The 26,514-nt window shown below is 62.3% G+C and carries 18 protein-coding genes, 3 tRNA genes and 2 pseudogenes; 15 read left to right on the plus strand and 8 right to left on the minus strand.

Annotated elements, in window-relative coordinates; all coding sequences use genetic code 11:
- The first annotated feature begins 17 nt into the window (after positions 1-17).
- From OKC29_RS07860 to OKC29_RS07870, 3 genes and pseudogenes are all read left to right on the plus strand, one after another.
- A pseudogene (locus OKC29_RS07860) lies at positions 18-1,090 on the plus strand (porin).
- 213 nt (positions 1,091-1,303) lie between these two features.
- The gene (locus OKC29_RS07865) at positions 1,304-2,245 is read left to right on the plus strand and encodes a hypothetical protein (protein WP_179101314.1); all 942 of its coding nucleotides are present in this window, start codon (positions 1,304-1,306) and stop codon (positions 2,243-2,245) included.
- Between the two features lie 175 nt (positions 2,246-2,420).
- Positions 2,421-3,611 carry an amino acid aminotransferase gene (locus OKC29_RS07870; RefSeq protein WP_077095400.1) on the plus strand — a complete coding sequence of 397 codons (1,191 nt, stop codon included), beginning with the start codon at positions 2,421-2,423 and terminating at the stop codon, positions 3,609-3,611.
- Positions 3,612-3,688: 77 nt separating this feature from the next.
- Here OKC29_RS07870 and OKC29_RS07875 read toward each other — a convergent pair whose 3' ends face one another.
- The 3 genes from OKC29_RS07875 to OKC29_RS07885 form a co-directional block, all read right to left on the minus strand.
- Positions 3,689-5,197, minus strand: a complete 1,509-nt coding sequence (locus OKC29_RS07875) for a helicase HerA-like domain-containing protein (RefSeq protein ID WP_077095401.1) — start codon at positions 5,195-5,197, stop codon at positions 3,689-3,691.
- Between the two features lie 122 nt (positions 5,198-5,319).
- Positions 5,320-5,814, minus strand: a complete 495-nt coding sequence (locus OKC29_RS07880) for a DUF2062 domain-containing protein (RefSeq protein WP_077095402.1) — start codon at positions 5,812-5,814, stop codon at positions 5,320-5,322.
- Positions 5,808-6,326, minus strand: a complete 519-nt coding sequence (locus OKC29_RS07885) for a DUF2062 domain-containing protein (RefSeq protein ID WP_077095437.1) — start codon at positions 6,324-6,326, stop codon at positions 5,808-5,810. The genes OKC29_RS07880 and OKC29_RS07885 overlap by 7 nt, the downstream gene beginning before the upstream one ends.
- Here OKC29_RS07885 and OKC29_RS07890 point away from each other — a divergent pair.
- The 11 genes from OKC29_RS07890 (at position 6,264) to OKC29_RS07940 (ending at position 16,916) form a co-directional block, all read left to right on the plus strand.
- Positions 6,264-8,555: a DNA internalization-related competence protein ComEC/Rec2 gene (locus tag OKC29_RS07890; protein WP_323135287.1), complete on the plus strand. Its 2,292-nt coding sequence runs from the start codon at positions 6,264-6,266 to the stop codon at positions 8,553-8,555. The two genes, OKC29_RS07885 and OKC29_RS07890, sit on opposite strands and share 63 nt — an antisense overlap.
- A gap of 274 nt (positions 8,556-8,829) precedes the next feature.
- Positions 8,830-10,599 carry a lipid A ABC transporter ATP-binding protein/permease MsbA gene (msbA, locus tag OKC29_RS07895; RefSeq protein ID WP_011706583.1) on the plus strand — a complete coding sequence of 590 codons (1,770 nt, stop codon included), beginning with the start codon at positions 8,830-8,832 and terminating at the stop codon, positions 10,597-10,599.
- Positions 10,599-11,600, plus strand: coding sequence for a tetraacyldisaccharide 4'-kinase (gene lpxK / locus OKC29_RS07900; RefSeq protein WP_101148958.1), 1,002 nt, complete (start codon positions 10,599-10,601; stop codon positions 11,598-11,600). Before msbA ends, lpxK begins: the two co-directional genes overlap by 1 nt.
- Before the next feature lie 121 nt (positions 11,601-11,721).
- Positions 11,722-11,910, plus strand: a complete 189-nt coding sequence (locus OKC29_RS07905; RefSeq protein WP_011706581.1) for a Trm112 family protein — start codon at positions 11,722-11,724, stop codon at positions 11,908-11,910.
- Positions 11,907-12,668, plus strand: coding sequence for a 3-deoxy-manno-octulosonate cytidylyltransferase (gene kdsB, locus OKC29_RS07910; protein WP_101148957.1), 762 nt, complete (start codon positions 11,907-11,909; stop codon positions 12,666-12,668). Before OKC29_RS07905 ends, kdsB begins: the two co-directional genes overlap by 4 nt.
- 212 nt (positions 12,669-12,880) lie before the next feature.
- On the plus strand, positions 12,881-13,525 hold the full coding sequence (gene uvrY / locus OKC29_RS07915; protein ID WP_011706579.1) for a UvrY/SirA/GacA family response regulator transcription factor: 645 nt from the start codon (positions 12,881-12,883) through the stop codon (positions 13,523-13,525).
- Positions 13,526-13,713: 188 nt separating this feature from the next.
- Positions 13,714-15,564 carry an excinuclease ABC subunit UvrC gene (gene uvrC, locus OKC29_RS07920; protein WP_101617550.1) on the plus strand — a complete coding sequence of 617 codons (1,851 nt, stop codon included), beginning with the start codon at positions 13,714-13,716 and terminating at the stop codon, positions 15,562-15,564.
- 304 nt (positions 15,565-15,868) lie between these two features.
- Positions 15,869-16,423, plus strand: coding sequence for a CDP-diacylglycerol--glycerol-3-phosphate 3-phosphatidyltransferase (gene pgsA, locus OKC29_RS07925; protein WP_011706577.1), 555 nt, complete (start codon positions 15,869-15,871; stop codon positions 16,421-16,423).
- Positions 16,424-16,604: 181 nt separating this feature from the next.
- A tRNA-Gly gene (locus OKC29_RS07930) sits at positions 16,605-16,680 on the plus strand.
- A 34-nt stretch (positions 16,681-16,714) separates the two neighbouring features.
- Positions 16,715-16,788: transfer RNA gene (locus OKC29_RS07935), tRNA-Cys, on the plus strand.
- A 41-nt stretch (positions 16,789-16,829) separates the two neighbouring features.
- Positions 16,830-16,916, plus strand: a tRNA-Leu gene (locus OKC29_RS07940).
- Between the two features lie 229 nt (positions 16,917-17,145).
- On the opposite strand, the gene OKC29_RS23035 is transcribed toward OKC29_RS07940, so the two are convergent.
- Entirely contained in the window at positions 17,146-17,583 is a 438-nt protein-coding gene (locus OKC29_RS23035; RefSeq protein ID WP_257796858.1) for a methyl-accepting chemotaxis protein, read from the minus strand.
- A gap of 87 nt (positions 17,584-17,670) precedes the next feature.
- Positions 17,671-18,435, minus strand: a pseudogene (locus OKC29_RS23040) (PAS domain-containing protein); the annotation flags it as partial.
- A 548-nt stretch (positions 18,436-18,983) separates the two neighbouring features.
- Here OKC29_RS23040 and OKC29_RS07950 point away from each other — a divergent pair.
- On the plus strand, positions 18,984-21,065 hold the full coding sequence (locus tag OKC29_RS07950; RefSeq protein WP_101617397.1) for a methyl-accepting chemotaxis protein: 2,082 nt from the start codon (positions 18,984-18,986) through the stop codon (positions 21,063-21,065).
- A gap of 174 nt (positions 21,066-21,239) precedes the next feature.
- Here OKC29_RS07950 and OKC29_RS07955 read toward each other — a convergent pair whose 3' ends face one another.
- The 3 genes from OKC29_RS07955 to OKC29_RS07965 are packed head-to-tail and all read right to left on the minus strand — an operon-like array spanning position 21,240 to position 26,385.
- The gene (locus tag OKC29_RS07955; RefSeq protein WP_101617400.1) at positions 21,240-23,231 is read right to left on the minus strand and encodes an MtrB/PioB family decaheme-associated outer membrane protein; all 1,992 of its coding nucleotides are present in this window, start codon (positions 23,229-23,231) and stop codon (positions 21,240-21,242) included.
- 11 nt (positions 23,232-23,242) lie between these two features.
- The gene (locus OKC29_RS07960; RefSeq protein WP_101617402.1) at positions 23,243-24,214 is read right to left on the minus strand and encodes a DmsE family decaheme c-type cytochrome; all 972 of its coding nucleotides are present in this window, start codon (positions 24,212-24,214) and stop codon (positions 23,243-23,245) included.
- A gap of 56 nt (positions 24,215-24,270) precedes the next feature.
- Entirely contained in the window at positions 24,271-26,385 is a 2,115-nt protein-coding gene (locus OKC29_RS07965; protein ID WP_039214189.1) for an OmcA/MtrC family decaheme c-type cytochrome, read from the minus strand.
- Positions 26,386-26,514: the final 129 nt, after the last annotated feature.

Raw genomic sequence — 26,514 nt, forward strand, 5'->3', positions numbered from 1 at the left:
AGTAGGCATTGGAAACTATGAAAAAGACAATTCTGGCTATTGCTATCCCGGCTCTGTTTGCATCCGCAGCTAACGCTGCCGTCATCTATGACAAAGACGGTACCACCTTCGACATCTACGGTCGTGTACATGCCCAGTACTTCGGCGAGTACGACTCCTACGATGCAGACGCAGATTCTTACTCCAAGAATGATGGTGAGCTGACCACCTATGCCCGTCTGGGCTGGTCCGGCAAAATGGCTCTGAATGACACCTGGTCTGGCGTTGCCAAAACTGAGTGGCAACTGGCCTCCGAAAACTCCTATGGCAGCGATAAGCGTGAGCTGAAGGCTCGTCACATCTATGCTGGCTTCGATGGTTCCCAGTATGGCCAGTTCCTGTTTGGTCAGACAGAAACTGCTTTCTACAATGCAACCGTCGCCAAGACCGATATCTTCAACGACTACGGTGACATGGCCAACGTCTATGATGGTCGTCAAGAAGGTCAGGCTATCTATAACGGTCAGTGGAACGGTTTTGGCCTGAAGGGTGGCTACATCACCAACAACGGCAGCTATGATGCGAACTACGCTGGCTGGTCTGGTGTTGAAGGTAAAATGGACCACGGCTACACCCTGGGCGCAACCTATGACTTCGACTTTGGTCTGGGTCTGGCAGCAGGTTACGAGTCCAAGAGCTTCGAAGATGCCTCCACCCTCACCATCACTTCCGAAAACGGTACTTTCAGCCGTGCTGATCTGACCGACAAGAATGACTGGGCTGTTGCCGCAAGCTACACCTATCAGGGTTTCTACTTCGCTGCCCTGTATAACGAATCCACCTACAAGTTCGACGGTTCAACGATGCCAAGGCGCGTGGCTACGAGCTGGCTGCTTCCTACAACGTAGACGCCTGGACCTTCCTGGCTGGCTACAACTTCGCTGAAGCGAAAGTGGAAGGTGTAACTTCTTACGAAGACACCGTAGATTTCACCTCCATGGGTGTTGAATACGCCTTCAACTCCAAGCTGAAAGCTTACACCGAATACAAAATCCAAGGCCTGAGTCAGCAAGATGACGAGTGGACTGTTGGTATGCAATACAACTTCTAATCACGCTTCCCTCTCGTAGGGAACGTTGAAAGAGTTGATGAAACGGCCAAGCTTGCTTGGCCGTTTTGTTTTATCTGCCTTTCACCTTATTCCCTCCGCCGTTTGGCCCTGCGCCAGGTCACGTTGTCTCTTTTCCGCCCTTGGCTCCTTAGTCGTAAATCGCTAGATTATTCAATTCGTTGAAAGATGGTCTGCCGACAGGGAAGGATGCGTGTGATCGATTTCAGTCACCCCGAGTGGCGAGCGCTGGCTCAGCAGTTGCTGGATGAGGCGCCCCAGGTTATCCGCGGTCGCCAGTGGCAGCCCCTCATCGGCATGCTCAAGGACAATCAGCTGCTGCTCCCCCTTGGCAATCACCGCTATGAGCTGACCCCGGCCGGACGGCGCTATCTCACCCGCGAGCTGATGCTGGCCGAGATCGCCACCGCTCTCCCCGAGCCTGAGGAGTGGCTTCATGCTCAGGGTTGGCAGTTGGGGGAGCAGGTTAACGAGCGGGTGCTGGCGGCGCTCTATCGCAAGTCAGATGTGAACTTCACCCCCAACGAGCAGATCGACTTTGAGGACAAGGGCATTCGGCTCTGTGCCGATCAGCTGTTGCGCTTGCGCTCCGCCCAGCCGTTCAGCCTCTTTTTTAGCAGCGGTACCCTGATCGACGCGGCGCCCTGGCTGCAGGCCCTCGGCGAAGTGGCCCTACCTGAGCGCACCCTTGAGGATCTTGGCAAGATCCTGTGGGGGGAAGGGAATATCAAGCGGGTGATCACCACCGACAGCGTCGGCGCCTTTGCCGAGCTTCTTCTTGAGTCAGGCTGCTTGCTGGTGTGGGCACCCCCATCTGCCTCCCTAGCCCTGCAGCAGGTGGTGGCCGCTTTGCCGCCCAATGTGCTGTGGAGCCATCTCACCGCTCTCGACCCTGCCGGGGTGGATCGGGTGCAGGCGCTGGCCCAGCGACTGGGGCGTCCGGCAAGCTGGTGGCTGCCCCGGGATCTGGCTCCCATCAAGGAGGCCTATGCCGCCCCTCTGCAGGACGCGCGCCCCTGGGAACCGAGCCGGATCCCCCGTCCATTGCGGGCGTGGTGCAGCGATCTGGTGGAGTCCAACCGCGGCTTGTCGGCCGAGGTGTGTGCCCTGGCATCGGGCTGGCATGCCATCGGTTGAGATTGCCGCAGATCCGGCCGAAAAAGCGGTTTGCCCCCACTCTGCACGGTGATATAAAGAGTTGACGAAGCGCTCGCCAGATGGGCGCTTTTGTTTGCCACGTGTTTTGCGTGTCACGGACGGTGTGCCAACACGCTTTGCCAGCCAACGAACTCAACGGAATACAGGGAATACCATGTTTGAAAAGGTTGTTGCCGCCCCAGCGGATCCGATCCTGGGCCTGACCGAAGCCTTCCGTGCTGACTCTCGCAGCCACAAGATCAACCTGGGGGTCGGGATCTACAAGGATGAGACCGGTGCCACCCCCATTCTCCACTGCGTCAAGAAAGCCGAGCAGAAGCTCTTGACCGACGAGAAGACCAAGAATTACCTCGGTATCGAAGGCAATATCGAATATGGCCGCATCGTGCAGCAACTGCTGTTCGGGCACGATTCTGCGCTGGTCGCCAGCGGCCGGGCCAAGACTGCTCAGGCGCCGGGCGGTACCGGTGCCCTGCGCATCGCCGCCGAGTTCGTGGTGCGCAACGGTCTGGCCAAGACTGTCTGGATCTCCGATCCCACCTGGGCCAACCACGTCAGCGTGTTCCAGGCTGCTGGCCTTTCCGTCAAGTGGTACAAGTACTACGATGCGGCCAGCAAGGGTCTCGACTTTGCCGCCATGCAGGCCTCGCTGGCTGAAGTGCAGGCAGGCGATCTGGTGCTGCTGCACGGCTGCTGCCACAACCCGACCGGTATCGACCCTACCGCTGATCAGTGGCGCGCACTGGCCAAGCAGAGTGCTGCTGCCGGCTGGCTGCCGCTGTTTGACTTCGCCTATCAGGGCTTTGCCCGCGGTATCGAAGAGGATGCCGAAGGTCTGCGCATCTTCGCCGAGTGCCACGACGAGCTGCTGGTGGCGAGCTCCTTCTCCAAGAACTTCGGCCTCTACAACGAGCGGGTCGGCGCCTTCACCCTGGTCAGTGCGACCAAGGAGATCGCCGACGTGGCCTTCACCCAGGTCAAGACCGTCATTCGTGCCAACTACTCCAACCCGCCGTCACACGGCGCCGCCGTCGTCACCGCCGTGGTGAGCGATCCGGCCCTCTATGCCGAGTGGGTGGAAGAAGTGGCGGCCATGCGGGTGCGCATTCGCGAGATGCGGGAGCTGCTGGTGGAGAAACTGGCGGCGCGCGGCGTGAACCAGGACTTCAGCTTCATCCGCGAGCAGAACGGCATGTTCTCCTTCTCCGGTCTCTCCAAGGATCAGGTGGAGCGCCTCAAGAGCGAGTTTGCCATCTACATCGTCGGCTCGGGCCGGATCAGCGTGGCCGGTATCACCCGTGCCAATATCGATCCCCTGTGCGATGCGATCGCCAAGGTGTTGTAAGCACGACCGCCGATATCCGTTCAGTAAAAAGCCCGCCGGGGAGACCCGGCGGGCTTTTTCATTTCCTGGTGCTGGTCTCAGCGGCGGCGCTTACCGCCCCCCAGCAGGGAGCCGAGGACGCCGCGTACCAGCTGGCGACCTACCTCGTTGCCGACGGTGCGGGCCACGCTCTTGGCGGCGGTCTGCACCACGCCGTCGTGCTGGCCGCCACGGGGGCCGGTGCGGCCAAACAGGATGCCATTGAGGGCATCGAGCAAGCCGCCTTCCCCGTTGGATGGCTGTTCGCGGCCTTGCTCGCCAGTGGTTGTCACCTTGCCGCCGTTGAGCCGCTCGAAAGCAGACTCGCGATCCTCCGGCGTCTCGTAGCGGCCGTGCAGCAGGGAGCCCTGAATGAGCGCCTGCCGCTCGGTGTCGCTCAAGGGGCCGATGCGGCTGGCTGGCGGGGCGATGAAGGCGCGCTCCACCATGCTGGGCCGTCCCTTCTCGTCGAGCAGAGAGACCAGCGCTTCGCCGACACCGAGTTCGGTGATGACGCCGGCGGCATCGAAGGCGGGGTTGGCGCGCAGGGTGTTGGCGGCGATCCGCACCGCCTTCTGATCACTCGGGGTAAAGGCGCGCAGGGCGTGCTGCACCCGGTTGCCAAGCTGCCCCAGCACGCTGTCGGGGATATCGGCCGGGCTCTGGGTCACGAAGTAGACGCCCACCCCTTTCGAGCGGATGAGTCGCACCACCAGTTCGATCTTCTCCAGCAGCGCCTTGGGGGCATCGTTGAACAGCAGGTGCGCCTCGTCGAAGAAGAACACCAGCACCGGCTTGTCCGGATCCCCCACCTCCGGCAACTGCTCGAACAGCTCGGAGAGCAGCCAGAGCAGGAAGCAGGCATAGAGCCGGCTGGATTGGGTGAGCTTGCTGGCGGCCAGCACATTGATATGACCGTGGCCAGCCTCATCGGTCTGCAGCAGGTCCTGGATGTCCAGCATGGGTTCGCCGAAGAAGTGATCGCCGCCCGCACTCTCCAGGGTGAGCAGGTTGCGCAGGATGGCGCCGATGGAGGCGGTGGAGACGTTGCCGTAACGGGTGGTGAGCGACTTGGCGTTGTCACCGGCAAACTGCACCATGGCGCGCAGGTCTTTGAGATCGAGCAGCAGCAGCCCCTCGTCGTCCGCTACCTTGAACACCAGCTCCAACACCCCGCTCTGGGTATCGTTGAGGCCGAGCAGGCGGGCGAGCAGCAGGGGTCCCATGTCGGAGACGGTGGCCCGCACCGGGTGGCCCTGTTCGGCAAACAGATCCCAGAACAGGGTGGGGCTGGCGGCAAAGGCGGGGGCCGCAATGCCGAGCTGGGCCAGCCTGGCGTCCAGCTTGGCCGAGCCCGCCCCGGCGGCGCCCAGTCCGCTCAGATCCCCCTTCACATCGGCCAGAAAGACCGGCACACCGAGGTGGGAGAACCCCTCCGCCAGCACCTGCAGGGTGACGGTCTTGCCGGTCCCGGTGGCGCCGGTGATGAGGCCGTGGCGATTGGCCATGGCTGGCAGCAGGGCGAGGGGATGACCATTGGCATGGGCCAGCGTGAGCGGTTCGGCCATGGTGGGCTCCTTGTGGCAAATGGGGGACGAAAAACAACGGGTTACAAGGAGTGTGGTGGCAGGATCCGGGGATGGCAAGGCAGTGCCTCGTCAGCGCGCCAGAGGCTGACGAGGCGGGCGTGCTAGCGACTGCGGACCAGCTTGCCGAGGCGCAACAGTAGCAGGGTGAGGAGGCCGCCGCTGGCGGCGGTCAGCACCGCCAGCAGCAGGCTGCCGAGCAGGAAGGGGGGCACCAGGGTGGCCGCCTCGTGTTCCAGCCAGTGCAGGGTCCAGCTGAGGTGAAACGGTTCCGGTGTCTTGTGCAGTACCAGACAACCGGTGCGATAGGCGTAGAGGTACATGAAGGGCAGGGTCAGCGGGTTGTTGAACCAGACCGCCAGCAGTGCCAGCGGCAGGTTGAGGCTGAACGCCAGCACCAGCCCGACCGCGATGAGTGAATGCATGGGGATGGGAAACCAGCAGGCGAAGATGCCGGCTGCCACCGCTCCGCTCAGGGCGCGCGGCCCCCCTTGCCAGAGGGCGGGGGCGAGCAGCCGCTCGCCAAACAGGGAGAACCACTTCTGCTGGCGCAGGGTATCGGGGTCAATCTTGAAGCGGGCAAACCAGCGATTCAGCATGCGCGTGCCACCTTGCGTTTCTGCCACTGGCGCACGGTGCTGATGCGCCAGCAGGTACGAATGAGGGCGTAGCCGATGAGGGAGCTGAGCAGGGCGAGCACCAGCGACCCCAGCAGCAGCGGCGGGGCCACGGTCTCGAACACCGACACCAGCCAGGCCCAGGTGAACTCGATCTCGATGTGCTGGGAGGATTGGCCCAGCAGCTGGCAGCCGGTCAGATAGGCGCCGTAGAACAGTGGCGGCATGGTGAAGGGGTTGGAGAGCCAGACCAGGGCTACCGAGAGCGGCAGGTTGACCCGGCAGGCGATGGCGCCGCCGGCCGCCAGCAACATCTGGCAGGGGAGCGGCACCCAGGCCATGAACAGCCCCACCGCGAAGGCACCGGCCGCCGAGCGCCGATTGAGGTGCCACAGGTTGGCATCCAGCAGCAGCTTGCCAAACAGCCGCAAGTGCTTGTGTTCCTTGAGTGTCGCCGGATCAGGCAGCCAGCGTTGTATGAGTTGTTTGGGCATATTGAAACCTTGCTAAATACTTGCACCATGGATCTGCGTCTGTTGTCGTTTGCCCTCGGGGCAAGCTCCTCACTGCTTTGGCCATGGTTGTCTTCATGGGAATGGGGTGGCCTGATGCTGCTGCTCGCGTTCCCCTTGGCCGGTTACCGCTGCTGGCGGCTGCTGTTTCTGCTGTGCGGCATCCTCTGGATGCAGGGGAGTTTGCACTACCGGCTTGCCTGGCTGGATCAGCTTGGCAAAAAAACGAGCCACATCATAACCGCACAGCTGCAAAGTGCAGAACCCGAGGGCGATAAATTTATCCGGCTGGTGCTGCGGGTGAACAGGCTCGACGAGCAGGCGCTCACTCCGGCGCCGCTGGTGCGCATCAATGCCTACCAGGCGCTGCCCGCCATGACGGCAGGCAGCCACCTCACGCTGGTGGTCTCTCTCAAACCGGCCCACGGCCTGGCCAACGAGGCGGGGATGGATGGGCGGCGCCTGCTGCTCGGCAAGGGGATCACCGCCACCGGCAACCTGCGCCGGGTGATCCAGATTGAGCCGGCGCAGACGGGGCTGCGCGAGCGCTGGCTGGCCCGGGCTGCCGCCAGCTGGCAGGATCTGAGCCAGGGCCCGCTGCTGGCGGCGCTCACCTTCGGCGAGCAGGGTGGCATCACGGATGAGCAGTGGAGCCTGTTTCGCGGCAGCGGGCTGACCCACATCATCGCCATCTCGGGACAGCACATCGCGCTGGTGGCGGTGCTCGGCTGGTGGCTGGGGCGGCTGTGCGGGCTGCGGGGGGCGATTCTGGTCGCCCTGCTGTTTGCTGCCCTCTATAGCTGGCTGGCCGGTTTTGCGGTGGCCACCGAACGGGCCCTCATCATGGTGCTGGTGTGGAGTCTGCTGCGCTGGCGACGGCGGGAGTGGCCTGCCCATCGCATCTGGTTGTGGGCCTTCGTGGTGCTCACGCTCTGGGATCCCTTCGCCCTCTATTCGGCCGGATTCTGGCTCTCCTTCCTGGCGGTGGCTCTGCTGCTGGTGGCGAGCCTGCTGGAGGCCAAACCCGGGCTCATCCGTCTGCTGGGCTTGTTGCTGCTGGGGCTGCTGCCACTGCAACTGGCGCTGTTCGAGGGGATTGCCCCATTGTCGCTGCTGCTCAATCTGCTGGCATTGCCGCTCTTTTGTATCGGCATCATACCGCTGGCGCTCATCGGGGTGCTGCTGGCGCCGCTTTCGGCGGAGCTGGCCCACCTGCTGTTCTGGCTGGCCGATGTTGGTCTGCAGTGGGTGTTGTGGGCGTTGACCCGCCTGGCCAGCCAGTGGCAGCTCTGGTGGCCGGTGCCGGGCTGGGTACTGCCGTTCACGGCGCTGCTGACCCTGCTCTGGTGCGCCTGGCATGTGCCGGGCGGCCGTCCGCTGCTGTTGCCGGGGGGCGTGGCTCTGCTGCTGGCGGCCTGGCCGGCGCCGACCCACTGGCAACTGAGGGGGCTGGATGTGGGGCAGGGGCTGGCGGTACTGCTCACCCGGGGTGAGCGTGGCATCCTCTTCGACACCGGCGATCGCTACCCGGGCGGCTACAACATGGCGGATGCCGTGATCCTGCCGCTGCTCAACCGGCTCGATGTGCGGGTGCTGGATTATCTGATCATCAGTCACAAGGACCGGGACCACGCCGGCAATCGGCGCGCCATTCTGCAGGCTCTGCCGGTGCGCCACGAGCTCTCGTCATTCGATTTTGGCCGCTTCACGGCCCTGTGCCAGCGCGGCCAGCAGTGGCGCTGGCAGGGGCTCGAGATGGCGGTGCTCTGGCCACAGCAACCGGGGCGCGGTCACAACAACGACGGCTGTGTGCTGCAGATCCGCGACGGGGATCGCCGTATCCTGCTCAGTGCCGACATCGAGCGGCAGGCGGAGCAGCGGTTGCTGGCGCTGGAAGGGGATGGGCTTTCCAGCACCCTGCTGGTGAGTCCTCACCACGGCAGCCGCACCTCCTCCACGGCGCCCTTCGTGGCGGCGGTGGCCCCCCGCTATGTGGTGCACAGCGCCGGCTTCATGAACCAGTGGGGATTTCCCCGCCCCGAAGTGGTGGCCCGCTACCAGGAGGCGCAGCAATGGGTCACCGGGTTGGACGGAGAAATTCTGGTCGAGCCTGCGCCGGGCGGGCTGCGGATCCGGGCCGAGCGGGAGCAGGGCCCCTGGTTTCGCCGCAATGGTGACTGGTGGCGGCCTGCATTCTGGCCTGATCGCTGAGCGTAAACCCGGCTTGGGCTGGGATAAATGCCGTGATTTCTCGCCTTGGCGAGGGACATGCGCTGGCGATGCTTGGTGTAATCCTGCGCTTTGGCTGGGATAACGACCGTCATTTCCTGTCTTGGCGAGGGACATGCGCTGGCGATGCTTGGTGTAATCCTGCGCTTTGGCTGGGATAACGACCGTCATTTCCCGCCTTGGTGATGGGCACCGCTTGGTGTAATCCTGCGCTTTGGCTAGAATAGCCCGTCATTTCCCTTATTAACGGCTATTCATGCAACAAGAAACCTCACAAGACAGCTGGCCTGTCTTCAAGCGTCTGCTCGGCTATGTCCGTGACCGCAAGCTTGGCCTGATCGGCGGCATCATCGGCATGCTGGGCTACGCCGCCGTGGATACCACCTTCGTCTATTCCATCAAGCCGCTGATCGACCAGGGGATCAACGGCAACGATCCGACCGTGCTCAAGTGGATGCCCTTCTTCGTACTGGGCATCGTGGCCCTGCGCGGCGTCGCCAACTTCCTCTCCAACTACTGCATGGCCTGGGTCGGCAACCACGTGGTGATGCGCCTGCAGCAGCAGGTGTTCAATCACATGGTGGCGATGCCGATGAGCTTCTTCGACCGCCAGAACACCGGTCACCTGCTCTCCAAGGTGACTTATGACGCCAGCCAAGTCTCCTCGGCTGCCAGTACCACTCTGGTCACCCTGGTGCGGGAAGGGGCGACCGTGATCGGTCTGCTCGGCCTGATGTTCTGGCACTCCTGGCAGCTGTCGGTGATCTTCCTGGTAGTGGGGCCCGTGGTGGGCATCATCATCGGCCTTATCAGCCGTCGCTTCCGTCAGATCAGCCGCCACATTCAGCAGGCGGTGGGTGACATCACCACCTCCACCGAGCAGATGCTCAAGGGGCACAAAGAGGTGCTGATGTTCGGTGGCCAGAAGGTGGAGGAGAAGCGCTTCTTCAAGGTCAGCAACAACATGCGCCAGCAGACCATGAAGATGGTCGCCGCCGATGCCATCGGCAGCCCGGTGGTGCAGATGGTTGCCTCCATCGCGCTGGCGGCCTTCCTCTATGTGGCCACCATCGACAGCGTGCGTAGCGAGCTGACTGCCGGTACCTTCACCGTCATGATCACCTCCATGATGATGCTGCTCAAGCCGCTGAAAAGCCTGACCGACGTCAACAACCAGTTCCAGCGCGCCATCACCGCCTGCCACAGCCTGTTCGGCCTGCTTGACACCGAGCCGGAGCAGGATACCGGTACCCGTACCCTGGAGCGCGCCCGCGGCGAGATCGAGTTTCGCAACGTCACCTTCACCTACCCGACCAAGGACACCCCGGCGCTGCACAACGTCAGCTTCAAGGTGGAGGCGGGCAAATCGGTGGCGCTGGTGGGGCGGTCCGGCTCCGGCAAGAGCACCATCGCCAGCCTGTTGACCCGCTTCTACGACATCGAACAGGGGGAGATCCTGCTGGACGGCGTCAATATCCGCGATTACCGCTTGAGCGAGCTGCGCAAGCAGTACGCCCTGGTCTCCCAGCATGTCCACCTGTTCAACGACACTGTGGCGAGCAACATCGCCTACGCCGCGGAAGAGAAATACAGCCTCGACGAGATCAAGCAGGCGGCCCGCATCGCCCACGCCGACGAGTTCGTCAGCAAGATGAGCAACGGTTATGACACCGTGGTCGGCGAGAACGGCGCGTCGCTCTCCGGTGGTCAGCGCCAGCGCATCGCCATCGCCCGCGCCCTGCTGCGCGATGCGCCCGTGTTGCTGCTGGACGAGGCTACCTCGGCGCTGGATACCGAGTCCGAGCGCCACATCCAGGCGGCCATCGACGAGCTGTGCAAGGCGCGCACCTCGCTGGTGATCGCTCACCGCCTCTCCACCATCGAGAAGGCGGACGAGATCCTGGTGATCGATGAAGGCCATATCGTCGAGCGCGGCAACCACGCGGCGTTGATGGCCCAGCAGGGCACCTATGCCCAGCTGCGCGCCATCCAGTTCGGCCATGCCACCGCAGGTGGCAACGCCTGATGCTGGAGCGGCTCTGGTATGCAAAGAGTGGCTGGCGCTGGTTGCTGGTCCCCTTTGCCCTGCTGTTTGCCATCATCAGCGGCACTCGCCGTTATGCCTATCGCCACGGTTGGCGCAAGGGCTATCGTGCCTCTGTGCCGGTCATCGTCGTGGGCAATATCTCGGTGGGTGGCAACGGCAAGACCCCGGTAGTGGTCTGGCTGGTGGAGCAGTTGCAGGCCCGCGGCTATCGCCCCGGGGTGGTGAGCCGCGGCTATGGCGGCAAGGCGCCCCATTACCCGTACCGGCTCGATGCCGCCAGCACCACGGCGCAGGCGGGGGATGAACCGGTACTGATTGCCAGGCGCTGTGGCTGCCCGGTGGTGGTGGCGCCCAAGCGGGCCGAGGCGGTGCGTCTGCTGGAGCAAAGTGGTGAGGTGGATATCATCATCACCGACGACGGCCTGCAGCACTATGCGCTGGCCCGCGACATCGAGCTGGTGGTGGTGGACGGGACGCGTCGCTTCGGCAACGCCTGCCTGCTGCCCATGGGGCCGCTGCGCGAACCGGTCACCCGGCTCAAGCGGGTGGACGCCATCATCTGCAACGGCGGCGAGCCGGGGCGGGGAGAGTATCCCATGAGGCTGGTGGCCGACGTTCCTCGCCGGGTGTGTGACGAGGCCCCGCTGGCCACGCCACTGGCCGGTCCGGTCGACGCGCTGGCGGGGATTGGTCATCCGCCCCGTTTCTTCGCCACCCTAGAAGGACTCGGCTATCAGCTGGATCAGCGGGTGGCCTACGGCGATCACCACCCCTTCGATCGGGACGAGCTGGTGGGCCGCTTTGCCGGCAAGCCGCTGCTAATGACCGAGAAGGATGCGGTCAAGTGCCGCGCCTTTGCCCTCGGCAACTGGTGGTATCTGCCGGTCAGCGCAGAGTTGCCCGCCTCCCTGCTCGATACCCTGTTGCACAAGCTGGGCGGGAGCTGGAAGGGGCAAGGCACAACCAAGGCACAAGGTTAATCTCTCTCGCCCGCGTGGGGGAGCAGGGGCTTATCATGCCCCGCATGAAATATCTGGTTGCTCGACATCCATCGCCGGCGTGATGAATCCGCCGGCGCGACATCGTTGAAGGAGTATCGTTTTGGCTTTGGACATCAAGTTGCTCGACATCATTGCCTGCCCTGTCTGCAAGGGCAAGCTGCACTACAACAAGGCCGTGCATGAGCTGGTCTGCCGCTTCGACAAGCTGGCCTATCCGCTGGAGGAGGGGATCCCGGTGCTGCTGGAGAACCGCGCCCGTCCGCTCAGCAGCGACGAGCTGTCGTCATGAGCTTCGTCGTCGTCATTCCGGCCCGCTACGCCTCCACCCGGCTGCCGGGCAAGCCGCTGGCCGACATCCACGGCAAGCCCATGGTGCAGCACGTGGTGGAAAAAGCCCTGCAGTCGGGCGCCGATCGGGTGATCGTCGCCACCGATGACGAGCGGGTGCAGCAGGCGCTGGCCGCCTGCGCCGGGCAGGCCGGTTTCGAGGTGTGCATGACCTCGAAGGATCATCAGTCCGGTACCGAGCGCTTGGCCGAGGTGTGCCGTCACTACGGCTTTGCCGCCGACACCATAGTGGTCAACGTGCAGGGGGACGAGCCGCTCATTCCGCCGGTCATCATCCGTCAGGTGGCGGACAACCTGGCCACCGCCACGGCGCCCATGGCGACCCTGTCGGTGCCGATCCAGGACGCCGAAGAGGTGTTCAACCCGAACGCCGTCAAGGTGGTGACCGACCAGGAGGGCTACGCGCTCTACTTCAGTCGCGCCTCCATTCCGTGGGATCGGGATCGCTTTGCCGCGAATCGCGAGCAGATTGGCGATCACTACCAGCGCCACATCGGCATCTACGCCTATCGCGCCGGCTTCATCCAGCGTTATGTGGACTGGGCGCCGAGCCTGCTCGAGCAGATCGAAGCGCTGGAGCAGCTGCGGGTGCTCTGGTACGGGGAGAAGATCCACGTGGCCCAGGCGCTCGAGGCGCCGCCGGTCGGGGTGGATACCCAGGCCGATCTGGACAAGGTGCGCGCGCTGCTGGCGAACTGATGCCGACAACAGCAAAAATGACTCTAAACGGTGCCTGCGGGCGCCGTTTTTTGTGTTTAATCTTTATATAATTATTTGATTCAAAACACCATTTATGAGCACTTTCAAACTTTTCCCGGCCATGGTTTGCCAAATCAGCGAGTTTGGTTATGATGCAAGACGCCGTGTTAACCCTAACTGGCATATAACGAGATAAAAAACGGGGTGTTTGGGTGATTAATGTATTCCTGGTCGATGATCATGAGTTGGTGCGTACAGGGATAAGACGCATTCTGGAAGATGTCCGTGGGATCAAGGTGGTGGGCGAGGCGCAGAGCGGGGAAACCGCAGTCACTTTCTGTCGTCAGCACCATCCCGACGTGATCCTGATGGACATGAACATGCCGGGCATCGGCGGCCTGGAGGCGACCCGCAAGATCCTGCGGATCCGGCCCGATGTGCGCATCATAGTGCTGACCATTCATTCAGAAAATCCGTTCCCGACCAAGGTGATGCAGGCGGGGGCCGCCGGTTATCTCACCAAGGGGGCCGCACCGGACGAGATGATCCATGCCATTCGCCTGGTCCACTCCGGTCAGCGTTACATCTCCCCGGAGATCGCCCAGCAGATGGCCCTGAGCCAGTTTGCCTCGGCCGACGAGAACCCCTTCAAGTCCCTCTCCGAGCGCGAGCTGCAGATCATGATGATGATCACCAAGGGGCAGAAGGTGACCGATATTTCCGAACAGCTCAACCTGAGCCCGAAGACGGTCAACAGCTACCGCTACCGGTTGTTCAGCAAGCTCAACATCAATGGCGATGTGGAGCTGACCCATCTGGCCATTCGCTATGGCATGCTGGATGCCGATACCCTGTAATGGGCGGCGTGTAGCCATCAAAGGCGGCCTGTGCCGCCTTTTTGCTTTTTGCCGGTCTGGCGCAGTATGCTCTGTGCCGTCTTCTGCTTTCATCCGTTGAGCCGAGTTGCCGATGAGCCTCTCTTTCAATCTTCCGTTTGCCGCGATCCCCCAGATCCAGCACCTCGATCCCCGTTGCTGGAGTCAGCATGACCTCGTCTGAACCTCTCTTCGACAGCAAGGCGTTTCTCAGTGCCGTCACCCACCAGAGCGGCGTCTACCGCATGTACGACAGCGGCGGCACCGTCATCTATGTGGGCAAGGCCAAGGATCTGAAAAAACGGCTCGCCTCCTACTTTCGGGCCAACGTCGACAGCATCAAGACCCGCACCCTGGTGCGCCAGATCGCCGACGTGCAGGTGACGGTCACCCACACCGAGACCGAGGCGCTGATCCTCGAGCACAACCTCATCAAGCAGTACCAGCCTCGCTACAACGTGCTGCTGCGCGACGACAAATCCTACCCCTGGATCATCATCACCGCGCACCAGCACCCGCGCATCGGGGTTCATCGCGGCGCCCGCAAGGTGAAGGGGGAGTACTTCGGCCCGTATCCCTCCGGCGGTGCGGTGCGCGAGAGCCTGCACCTGATGCAAAAGATCTTCCCGGTGCGCCAGTGCGAGGATGCGGTCTATGCCAACCGCAGCCGCCCGTGCCTGCTTTACCAGCTCAAGCGCTGCGCCGGCCCCTGTGTGGCCGGGTTGGTGAGCGAGGCCGAGTATGCCCAGCAGGTGGAGCTGGCCAAGCTGTTTCTGGCGGGCAAGAACCAGCAGGTGATAGGCGAGCTGGTGGGCAAGATGGAGTCCGCCAGCGGCGATCTGCGCTTCGAGGACGCGGCCCGCTACCGGGATCAGATCCAGGCGCTGCGCCGGGTGACCGAACAGCAGTCGGTGAGCGGCAACGTGCTGGACGAGCTCGACGTGGTGGGGGTGGCCTTCGAGCAGGGGACCGCCTGCATCCACGTGCTCTTCATCCGCCAGGGCAAGGTGCTGGGCTCGCGCAGCTACTTCCCGAAAGTGCCGGCCGACACCCAGCTTGACGAGGTGGTGCAATCCTTCCTGCTGCAGTTCTATCTGTCGGGGCAGGGGGGGCGGCAGATCCCGAGCGAAGTGCTGCTCGATGTGGCACTCGAAGACGAGAACGTCATCGCCGAGACCCTGAGCCAGACTGCCGGTTACAAGGTGCGGGTGGTGAGCCGTACCCGCGCCGAGCGGGCCCGCTTCATCAAGCTTGCCTCCATCAACGCCCAGACCGCGCTGCGCTCGCGGCTCGCCCACAAGAGCACCACCACCGCCCGCTACGACCAGCTGGAGGAGCTGCTGGAGCTGGAGCGCCCCATCGCCCGGATGGAGTGCTTCGATATCTCCCACACCATGGGTGAGCGCACCGTGGCCTCCTGCGTGGTGTTCAACCGGGAGGGACCGCTCTCATCGGAATATCGCCGCTTCAACATCGACGGCATCACCGGCGGCGATGACTACGCCGCCATGGAGCAGGCGCTGGAGCGGCGTTTTGGCAAGCAGCAGGAGCCGGACAAGGTGCCGGACGTGCTGTTTATCGATGGCGGTCTCGGTCAGCTACGCCGCGCCGAGGAGATCCTGGCCCGCCAGCTGGAGTTTCTGGGGGGCAAGTATCCGCTGCTGGTGGGCATCGCCAAGGGGGTGACCCGCAAGGCGGGGCTGGAGACCCTGATCCTGGGGGAGAGCCACGAAGAGCTGCATTTGCCGGCAGATATGCCCGCCTTGCACCTGATTCAGCACATTCGCGATGAATCCCACCGTTTTGCCATCACCGGCCACCGCGCCAGACGGGCGAAAGCCCGCACCACCAGTACCCTGGAGGACATTCCGGGGGTGGGGCCGAAACGGCGGCAGGCGCTGCTCAAGTACCTGGGCGGGCTGCAGGAGGTGAAAAAAGCAGGGGTCGAGGAGCTCGCCAAGGTGCCCGGCATCAGCCAGGAGCTGGCCCAGTCCATCCACGACGCCCTGCACTCGCTCTAGCCATTGGTAGCCGAGACGGGGTGAATGCGCCTCCATGCTGCCCCTGTTTGCCCTGACGGCGAACAGGGGCTGTCGCCCAAAGTATCGGCAAGGGGCGAGTTGAGTCACATCATTCACTCTGGGTTCATTCACTTCGGGGATCCCGGCACACAAGAGCCGTGACGCAGGGGGCCCGTAAATGCCATAATGGCCCACATCCTGAGGTTGTTGATGGATTCATAGACCAAGGCGGGCGCCTGTCCGGTTGCATCCGTGATCGGCTTGGGGCTACCATGTAGCGGCATACAAGAAGTGGCTGAAAATAATGACAAATATTCCTAATCTGCTGACGTTTTTTCGGATCTTGCTCATCCCCGTCTTCGTCATCCTGTTCTACCTTCCCTATCAGTGGTCCTATCTGGCGGCGGCCATCGTCTTCATCCTGGCGGCGGCGACCGACTGGTTTGACGGCTACCTTGCCCGCAAGCTGAATCAGTCCACTGCCTTCGGCGCTTTCCTCGATCCGGTGGCCGACAAGATCATGGTGGCGGCGGCGCTGGTGGTGATCGTCGAGCACTACAACACCATCTGGGTGACCATTCCTGCCATGACCATGATTGGTCGCGAGATCATCATCTCCGCCCTGCGCGAGTGGATGGCCGAGCTGGGCAAGCGCTCCTCGGTGGCGGTCAGCTGGATTGGCAAGTGGAAGACCATGATCCAGATGGTGTCGCTCACCGGTCTCATCTGGCAGTACGACATCTGGATGGTGTGGCTGGCCTATGTGCTGCTCTATGTGGCCACCGTGCTCACCTTCTGGTCCATGTTCCAGTACATGAAGGCCGCCTGGGGCGATCTGACCTACCACTCCCGCTTCTAGTCTGCGTTTATACTAAGCACCGTTTCCCCGCACTTGGGGCAGGGAAACGGTCGTGAACGTTGAAAATGCAGGAAAAGGGCAAAAAACACCCGAACGATCAGGGTATTAAACATTTTTGGTTGACTGGGCGAGGAACATCGCTAGAATGCGTCCTCGTAGTCAGGCAGTCAGCCAGACCATTGCGGGAATAGCTCAGTTGGTAGAGCACGACCTTGCCAAGGTCGGGGTCGCGAGTTCGAGTCTCGTTTCCCGCTCCAAATTCAGACAATAGAGAGTTTCTCTCTTTTGCATGGCGCGTTAGCAAAGCGGTTATGCAGCGGATTGCAAATCCGTTTAGTCCGGTTCGACTCCGGAACGTGCCTCCATATTGACAAGCCCGCGGCGCGAGCTTGATACCGATTACGGTGCCCGAGTGGTGAAATCGGTAGACACAAGGGATTTAAAATCCCTCGACGTTCGCGTCGTGCCGGTTCGATTCCGGCCTCGGGCACCATTAAAATCAAAGACTTAAAAAGGCCGCTAGTGATAGCGGCCTTTTTGTTTTCTCCCAGTGTCCACATTTGATTCACACAGATTTATTCCGGCAGCTCTGCCAGTTTCACTTCGAGTTGCAAGCAGTTGGTGTAGCCCTGATTGGTGAGGTCGTGCACCACCTGGGTGAGCAGCCAGTCGGCCTCGTCTATCAGGGAGCTGAGCTCCTAAGGTGACCCTCGCTGCTTTTTCTAGAGTTCCGAGATGATGGTAGACACTTCTTCGGCGCCATTTCTTATCTCTTGCATCACTTTCGCGACGTCATCGATCTGCCTTTGTCCATGGATGGCGCCATCTGCTGCGGACTGGATCTGTTCGCTGACCTGATGGGTGAGCTGCTGGTTCTGGTTGACCACGCTCGCGATCTCGTTGGTGGATTGAGAGGTTCTTGCCGCCAGTTGACGGACTTCATCGGCGACGACGGCAAAGCCTCTGCCTTGTTCACCGGCTCGCGCGGCTTCGATGGCGGCGTTGAGTGCCAGCAGGTTGGTCTGGTCTGCAATGCTGCTGATGGTGGAAACGATGGCGGTGATATTTTGGGATTGGGCATGCAGCTTGCCCATCAGCGTACTGGCATTTTCCATCTGGGTGACGATGTTGTCTGAAGTGGAGACAACGGTGGTCAGCATGTCCTCACCCTTGATGGCGGAAGCCTTGGTGGTGACGGAGGTTTCGTTGGCCACTTTGGCCACATTTTGCACGGCCTGATCTTTTTTGATTTGCGAGGTGATGTTGGAGGCGAACTTGATGACCTTGATCACCTTGCCATGACTGCCTCGCACTGCGTTGTAGGTCGCTTCCAGCCAGATTTCATGGCCTTGCTTGTCAAAGCGCTGAAAGCGCCCCGATTTGAAGGTTCCCTGAGCCAGTTCCTGCCAGAAATCGGGGTGTTCCCGATAAAACAACTCATCACAGAACATGCGATGCTGACGACCTCTTATTTCATCGAGTCGATAGCCCATGGTGTCGAGAAAATTGCGGTTGGCGTTGATGATGACGCCATTTGGCTCAAACTCGATGACCGCAAGGGAGCGATCCAGCGCTTCGAATATCGCTTTCTGCGTCATGAGCAGGTCATGTTGCAAGGTCACGTCGGAGGCGATTTTAACGACTTTGCTGACCTTGCCATCCTGGCTGACCGGGAAGTAGGTTGCTTCCAGCCAGATTTCCTGGCCGTGCTTGCCGACTCGCTGGAAGGTGCCCTGCTGGCTGTGGCCATTGGCCAGCTTCCTCCAGAATTCCCGATAGGAGGGGGAGTCAGAGTCCTCTTTTCGACAGAAGATGGCATGGTGCTGCCCCACGATCTCCTTGAGGGAGTAGCCGACGGTGCTGAGGAACAGCGGGCTGGCATCGAGGATATGGCCCTCGGGAGTGAATTCGATCATCGGCAGGTGACCATGCATGGCGTGGCTCAGTGCCTCGCTCTGCAAGGCCCTTGCTCTTTCTGCTGCCAGCTCGTTCTTGAGTTTTGCGTTGAACATAGGAACTCCCCAACCAGGTCAAATCATTCAATGAGCCTTCAATCCACCTCTTACACCTTGCAGGTATAAGGCTCCGCTTGTGAGTGCAACACCCGCCGACCACTGACTCGGGCTACTCCATTCAAAAACCAGGCCTAATACGCCATGGTGCGCCAACGGATGGTGCTGACCCCTGAGCTGGGTACCTGCCAATAGTGTGTTGATCATCAATATGACCGGGCGTTGGCGGTGATTCACCCCAGGCCGGGAAGCCGTGTCTGTGAGCCGGGCATGATAAAGGGGGATGGGTCGATCAGGGCAAGGCGTGGTGGTCCGAGGTGGCTGCTTGGGCAGATAAAGCCGCTTTCATTGCAGTTTGCATTGCGTTTTGCGGGCTTTGGGCGGGCCTTGTGGCAAGTTGCCCGCATTGGGGGCGGAAGGGGGGGGAAACCAGGCCATTTTTTCTGGCTTGGGTTTTGCTTGGGTCGACAAAACGGATCGGCTCTTTGCAGCTGAATGCCTTGCTGCGATGGCCCAATGACGCTCTGCTACTAGGATGAGGTGATGCCATGGCTACTGCACAAGGACTCTTGCAGGACACCGCCTTCGACCAGACCGAGGCACATGCGATGTCGCATGCGCCCCGAGGAAGGCATTCGGTCAAACGGATGATGATCCTGGGGGGGATCCTGGTGGCGGTGCCGTTGATCATGGCATCCATCGTCTCCTTGTGGAGCAGCCAGGCCCAGCTGCGCGCGCAGGAGAAGGTCGAGCGCTTCAATCAGGCTCACCTCATCTTCAAGGAGACACGTTATGACCTGGTGCAGATCCAGCAGTTCATCACAGATGCGGCGGTGACTGGCAACACAGAAGAGAGCCTCGCCGAGGCCACCACGTTCCGCGATACCGCCTTGCAGAATCTCGATACCCTGATGCGCAGCCTGCCGGACTTGAGCAACGAGCTGCTGCCGATGCAGGAGACGGTCAAGGGGCTGTATGAGAAAGGGGTTGTCATGGCGGATACCTACAGTCGCCAGGGCCAGGCGGCGGGCAACCTGATGATGAGCAGCCAGGGTGGCTTTGATCAGATGGTGATAAACATCAACGAGCGCCTTGAGCGTATTGATAATCAGCTGGACAGCAGGATCACCAGTGCCGTGGCCAGCCGCGACGAGGCCAAGGAGCTGGCCCTGCTGATGGGGCTGGTGGCCGGACTGGTCTCCCTGCTGTTCGTGGCGCTGGCCTACTTCATCCAGTACCGTTACCTGATGCGCACCCTGGGCGGCGAGCCGGATTATGCCGCGCGGGTGGCCGCCGAGATTGCGGCGGGCAACCTCACCGTCACCATCCAGACCCGTTCGGCAGACAATCACAGCGTGCTCGGAGCCATGCGGCTGATGGCGGCGCAGCTGAGTCGCCACATGCGCCAGATAGACCTGCGGACCCGGCAACTGGCCCAGTCCTCCTATCAGATCTCCGATATCTCGAGAACCATCACCGACGCTTCCCAGCTGGAACAGCACCACTCGACGGAAGTGACCCGCGCCAGCAATGACCTCTCCTGCGCGGCCGAGGCGGTTTCCGGCCTGGCAAGCCAGGTGGGGCAGCAGGCGGAGCTTGCCTATCAGAGCGCCCATCGCAGCACCCGGGTGATGAGTGAAAACATCGAAGAGATGCGCCACGCCGTGACCGAGGCGCAGCAGGCGGAACAGAAGACCCGCCAGCTGAGCGAGGCGAGCCAGCGCATTCAGGTGATCACCCAGTCCATCACTGCCATCACCGAGCAGACCAACCTGCTGGCCCTCAACGCCGCCATCGAGGCGGCCCGGGCCGGGGAGTATGGCCGCGGCTTTGCGGTGGTGGCCGACGAGGTGCGCAAGCTGGCCAACAATGCCGGTCAGGCCACCAAGGAGATCAACGAGATCGTCACTACCCTGAGCCGGCTCATCGGCGAGAACGAGAGCTCGGTGAAGAGCGTCATCGCCCGCACTCACCTGACCATGGACAAGGCGCACGAGGCGAGTCAGTCCATCAACGGCCTGATGACGGAGATCGAGCGCAGCGTCGGCGCGGCGGATCAGATCCGCGGCACCAGCGACGAGCAGATGGGCAAGCTCTCCTCGCTCAATGCCCATCTGCACGATCTGCTGCATGCGCTCGCGGAGAACACCGAGAAGGTGCAGACCACCGGGATCATCAGCCGCACCCTCTATCAGGAGTCGAGCCAGCTGCGCGACATCATGGAGCAGTTCCGCTTCGAGGCCGAGAGCGGGGCGGATCGCAGCGAGCACGAGCTGCGCCGGGCGCCGCGCATGTACCAGCACATGATGGTGAAGGTACAGGCCGGGGGCGGGTTCCACGAGTCGATCACCGAGGATTTCAGCATCACCGGCCTGCGACTGCGCACGGTACAGCCCCTGGCTCTGGACAAGCGCGCCGAGGTGGAGCTCAAGATCTACACCCCCAAGCCCTCCATCGATCTGTATCGCAACCAGACGCCGCTGACGATCAAGGCCAGGGTGATGTGGTCCCGTCAGTCGGAAGAGGGCGAGGTATACGGGCTGGAGTTCATCGAGGTGATACCGCAGGCGCGCAGCCAGCTGGAGGCCTGTTTCAAGCATTATGCGCTGGAACCGACCTATACCGGCTGATGCCGTGTCGAGCCCGACAGGTGGATGGCCGCCACGCGGCAGCCTGCTTGGCCGACAGAGTGAAGGGGCAATCAAGAGCACAAAGACGAGATGATGAAAGAGGGGAGCCTGGGCTCCCCTCTTTATTGGGTTGGCAATACTACCGTCTGCCCTTATCGGTGTGTAATCGCGCCTTTAGAACTTGTAGAGCCAGGAGACGGCGGTGAAGTAGCCGTTGTAGTCCTGGTTCAGGTTGCCGAGGTTGCGCTCTTCGCCGGTGTAGAGGTAATCCACGTCCTGGAAGTATTCGTAGCGCACATCCCAGCGCAGCGAATGCTGCTTGGTAAGCTGATAGAGGGCGTAGCCTTCCAGCCGGTGCTGCTTGCTGGTGAGATCCGGGTAGTCATAGCCCTTGCTGGCGTCGGTCTTGCCACGGCCATAAGCGAAGCTGTAATCGAGCCCGAGCTCGAGATCCCGGTCAAACGCCTTCTTCTGGGTGAGCCCGAGCCCGAGGGTGGTGATCTCGTCGCGCACCGCCGTGCTGTAGGGATCCCAGTCCGGTGCGCCTGTGTAGGCGTGGTTCTGGCTGGAGGTGATCCACTGCAGGTTGCTGAACAGGTGGCCGCTCAGGTTGTCGTCGAACTGCTGGTTGAGGGTCAGGTCGATGCCATAATCCTTGCCCTCGCTGCGCCCTATGTCCGGCTCCTTGTAATCATCCCTGGCCCACCACCCTTCGAGGCGGGCATCCATCCCCTCGCTGAACTGATAGCCAAGGTCTCCCCTGAGTTCGACCCTGTCCCTGTCCGCCAGATAGAACTGGCGCAGGGTCGGGCTGCCATTGCCACCGGCGCTGTCGTGGCGCCAGTCCGAGCCGTCGCGGGTGCTCCAGGCGAGCTTGCCGCCCAGTTGCAGCGCCCCGGCCGGGCGGTAGCGCCCCTTGAGGAACAGGGTGTGCTCATCGGTGTCCTGCCGGTCGGCCTGTTCGCGCTGATCGGCCTTGTACTGATAGCCGGTGGTGAGCTTGACCGAGCGGCTGAGCCGGTAGTCGGCCGCCAGATCCGCCTTGCTGCGGGTGCGATCGCTCTTGCCGCGCTGCTTGCCGACCACCGCGTATTCATCGGACTTGTCCTTGCGGTCCCGATACTCGCCGCCGGCGCGCAGGGTGAGATCCCGGCCAAAGCGACCCACCCACTTGGCGTCGGCCTGCAGGGTGCTGACCTCGCCGTGGAAGTCATCTTGGCTGATGGGGGCGTTGCGAAACGCGGTCAGGCTGCCGTTGGAGGTGGCCTGGCTGGTGAGCACGCGGCCGGTCAGGCTCTGCCGGTCCCAGTTGTACTGGCCGGATAGGCTCAGCTGGTGGAAGTTGTTGTCCGGCTCGTAGGCGCGCTCGTTGGCGTAAGGATCGGCAACGCTGCCATAGTAGAGCGCCGTGTCATCGGTACGGTAGAGGGAGCCGTTGTAGGCGAGATCGACCAGCCAGCCTTCTCCCAGGTAGCTGACGCCGCTCTTGACCAGGGTGGTCGAGCTGCCGTCGATGGGCTTGGGCAAAAGGCCTGGCCCGCTGCCGATGCCGGGCACGCTCGCCTGGTAGTAGGCGAGGGTGGCCTCTTTTTTCTCATGAGAAAAATCGGCGTAGGGGCGCCACGGGCTTTTCGGGGTATAAGCGAGCCCGGCGGTCAGTTTCTTGCGCACCACCTCCTTGTCGAACTCGGCCAGCGACCCCTGGGTCAGCGGGCTCTCGCCCGGCTGATAGACGCTGCGGCCGTGGCTGTTCCAGTAGAAGGGGGACTCCGAGTAGCCCAGCCGGGCGCGCATGCCGTCGTAGTGGCCCTGTTCGGTTGTCAGGCTGAAGCGCTCCATGCCGAGGTTTTTCACCGCCAGGCTGCCGTAGCGGGAGCCTTCCCCCCGGTATTGCAGGTCGGCGTTGAAGATGCCGAGCATGCCGCTGTCCTGCTGGCTGGGAACCCAGTTGCGAAAGCGGGTGGCGCCATCGTCGTTGGCATAGCCGGCACCCAGCCCCACCTCGCCAAACCAGCCCTCATCGCGCTCGCAGGACTTGCAGCTCCAGCGTTCGGTTTTGGCCGGTTTGCTCTGCTGCAGGGCGTAATCCCCGACTGCCAGCGGCTCCTCGGCCGCCTGGGCCGAGCAGACCGCCAACAGGGAGAGCCAAAGTGTTGAGTATTTCATGACTTCTCTCCTCAGCGCCGCAGTGATTGACCGTTGGGATGGTTGGTCCCGTGGATCTGGTTATGACAGTTCAGGCAACTGCCGCCACGTACCTTGAGATCCCCCTCGGGGATGGAGACGTTGGCATGGGGCACGCTGTGGCACTCCTGGCACAGCTGGGGCACCCGCTTGTTGAGCAGCGCCTGGTTGATGGAGCCGTGCGGGCTGTGGCAGAGGGAGCAATCCTCGGTCACCGGTTCGTGTTCCCACAGGAAGGGGCCCCGTTTCTCGGCGTGGCACTCGTAGCAGCTCTCGTTGAGGCTGGGCTGCTTGAGGCTGGCCTCGTTCTGCGACTGGTGCGGGTTGTGACAACTGGAGCAGGGCAGTTCGCCATTGAGAATGGGGTGGCTGGTGCGCTTGTGCAGATCGGCCTTTTGCTGGGCGTGGCAGCTGGTACAGGTCTCCACCTGCAGCTTGCTGTCCATCACCGGATCCTTGGCCTGGTGCAGGCTGTGGCAGCTGGCGCAGGAGACATCCTCCACCGCGTGAGCACTGGCATGCCAGCCCATCCGCTGGGTATCGGTGTGGCAGGAGAGACAGACGCTGTTCTGCTTCTCCACCGGCACCGGCGAGTCGGGGCCGAAGGTGATCATGGGTTCCCGCTTCTGCCCCTTGCGGGGATTGCGCGGGTGGTTGCCTGCGGGGCCGTGGCAGGCTTCACACTGCTTGTCGGCCATCGGCCCGTTCTGGTTGCCGAGGTTGCCGTGCACATTGTGGAAGATGCCGGTGGCGGGCTTGCGCGAGTCGGCATCGTGGCACTTGAGGCAGGTATCGGCCCCCTTGGGGGAGTATTTGCCCTGGTCGAATTTCTGGTCGAGGGTGGCCTCGACCTGCAGGCGTGGATCGGCATCGGCCGCCGGCTGGGCATCGCTCTTGGCCCAGACCGGCAGGCAACCGAGTGCCAGCAAACCCGCCAGGAGCCACTGCGGGGTGATTCTTTTCATATCGTGTCCTTCAACGGCAAAGGGGCGGGGGGAGGCATCCCCCCGGCCTGGTGGTCTCAACGGAAGTCATACACCTTGTGAACCTTGTCGACGCCCTGTTCCTGCCCGACGGCATGGCAGGACGCGCACTGTTCAACTCCGGTGGCGGCCTCTATCGTCTCTGCACCAAAGATGGCGCCGTTGTTCTTCATGTGGGTGGCCCACTCATCCCCGGCGACCGGGCTGTCCGGCTTGACCAGCCCCAGCGGCGACTTGAGGTGGCAGCTGGCGCAGACCACCAGGGTCGGACTGAAGAACTTGGGCTGCTTGTTGTCCGCCGTGGTCGCCACCAGCGAGGGTCGTTCGTTCTGCTGGTTGGGCAGGTTGTACTGACCCTTGGTGTGGCAGGACTCGCAGTTGTTCAGCTTGCCCGGGAAGGTGGCATCACCGCTGCGATGGGAGCCGAAGGCGTGGAAGGAGTGCACGTGGTACTTCAGATCCCCCGGCACACCCGCATAGAAGGAGGTGCGGGTGGCGTTGTGACAGCTGGTGCACTGGGCGAAGTCCTTGGAGGCGTGAGCCGAGCCCGCGTTGCCCTCGGTGTGGACTGCCAGATCCTTGTGACAGCCGTTGCAGGAGGCCAGATCCGCGCCTGCCTTGAGCACATAGCTGCCGTCGACCCCGCCCTCGACCCGGAAGTAGGCCTTGACCGGGTTGATGGCCACGTAGGAGAGGGCGCTGGCGGTGCTGCTGCAGGGGAGCAGATCCCCGGCGGCGAAGGCACCGTTGCGATCCGCCTTGCGGGCCACGCACACCTGCAGTTCGGCGACCGTGGCCGCCAAGGTGCCGGTCACCTCGTTACCCACCTCTTTACGGCACAGGAAGCTGCCGCCGCCCTGGCTTTCGCACTTGGTGAAGTCAATCTTGTTGCCGGCGACGAAGGTCTGCGGGTTGGTGTAGCCCAGCTCGAAGCCGCTGCCCTGATCCCAGTTGACCAGCACGTAGGGAGCCTTGGCCAGATCGCCGTACTTGATGTACTTGAGCACCCCGTCCATGGTCTCGACTGGCGTACCGTTGGCAGTCACGGTCAGCTCCACCTCGATGTTGGGCGCGGCGTAGCGCACGTCGTCAAACTTGAACACCAGCTTGTCGCGACCGGCGGCCTCGTTGGCGAGGTAGCCCATGTGCACGCTGCTGGGGGACTTGGTGTTGCCGGGTGTCTCGGCGTGGCACTGGGTACAGAGGGTGCCGCTGGTGATCTTGCCGTTGATGTGGCTGACGTAGCCGGTCGCCGTGGTGGAGTCCGCGTGGCAGGCGCCGCAGGGTTTCTCCTGGGCGTGCTGCCAGTTGTTGGCATCCGGGGTGGTCGGGGTGACGCCCTTGTGGCAGGTGTCGCAGTTGCGCGGATCCTGCGGGAAGTGGCTCACCAGCTTGGTGGCGGTCGCATCCAGGTTGCCGTGCAGCTTGTGCACCAGGGTGGTCAGATCGCCCCGCCCGCTGCCGGGCACGCTCTCGTTGTGGCAGGTGACGCAGAGCTTGGGATCGGCCCGGTTGCTGTGGTGAATAGGCTGCTTCATGTGGCAGCTGTCGCAGCTCTGCTGCTCCAGGATGTCGCGGGTCAGCAGCGGCGGCGTGCCGGCCGGTACCCAGTCCAGCACGTAGTCGGTGACCGGAATGCCGTTGCTGCCGCCAAAGTAGATGCCGAGGCGGTGGGTCGCTGCCTCATCCCAGCGGATCAAGCCGTTGTTGTCCTGCGAATCGCTCGGATAAGGGTCGCGCACCGTGGTGGCATTGAAGGAGAAGGTGTAGCGGTACTGGCCATTGCCAAGGGCTTCCAGCTTGCCGCCGTTCTCGCCGGTGGGGCGGTTGTTCTTGGTGCTGTAGATGAAGCTCTTCCAGATGACAGGGTCTTCCCGTTTGGCGTCGCGGCCGGGGATCACCTTGGCCAGGGTGAAGGAGGGAAGGGTGGTTCCCAGCTCATAACCCTTGCCTTGCTTGTCGGTTACCTTGAATTGCACCGAGAGCTGACCGCTCTCGCCAAGTTGTGGGGTGGAGGCCGAGATCACCAGCGAATCTGGGGTTCCCGGAGGAGGGGGAGGTGGATCCGTCTGGTCATTGCCATCACCGCCGCCCCCACAGGAGGAGAGGGTGAACACCATTGCTGCAGCCACCAATACTTTCCAGTATTTCATTGTTTTATCCTTTTTTATCGGACTTATTGTTCCATATATGAGCCAGCTCAAAAAATTCCCAAAAAGATACCACTTAAGGGTCAAAAGAGGACTAAATACGGTATAAATCATTTCCATCTTAATTGTAAG

Source organism: Aeromonas sp. QDB34 (assembly GCF_027705405.1).
GTDB classification, from domain to species: domain Bacteria; phylum Pseudomonadota; class Gammaproteobacteria; order Enterobacterales; family Aeromonadaceae; genus Aeromonas; species Aeromonas hydrophila.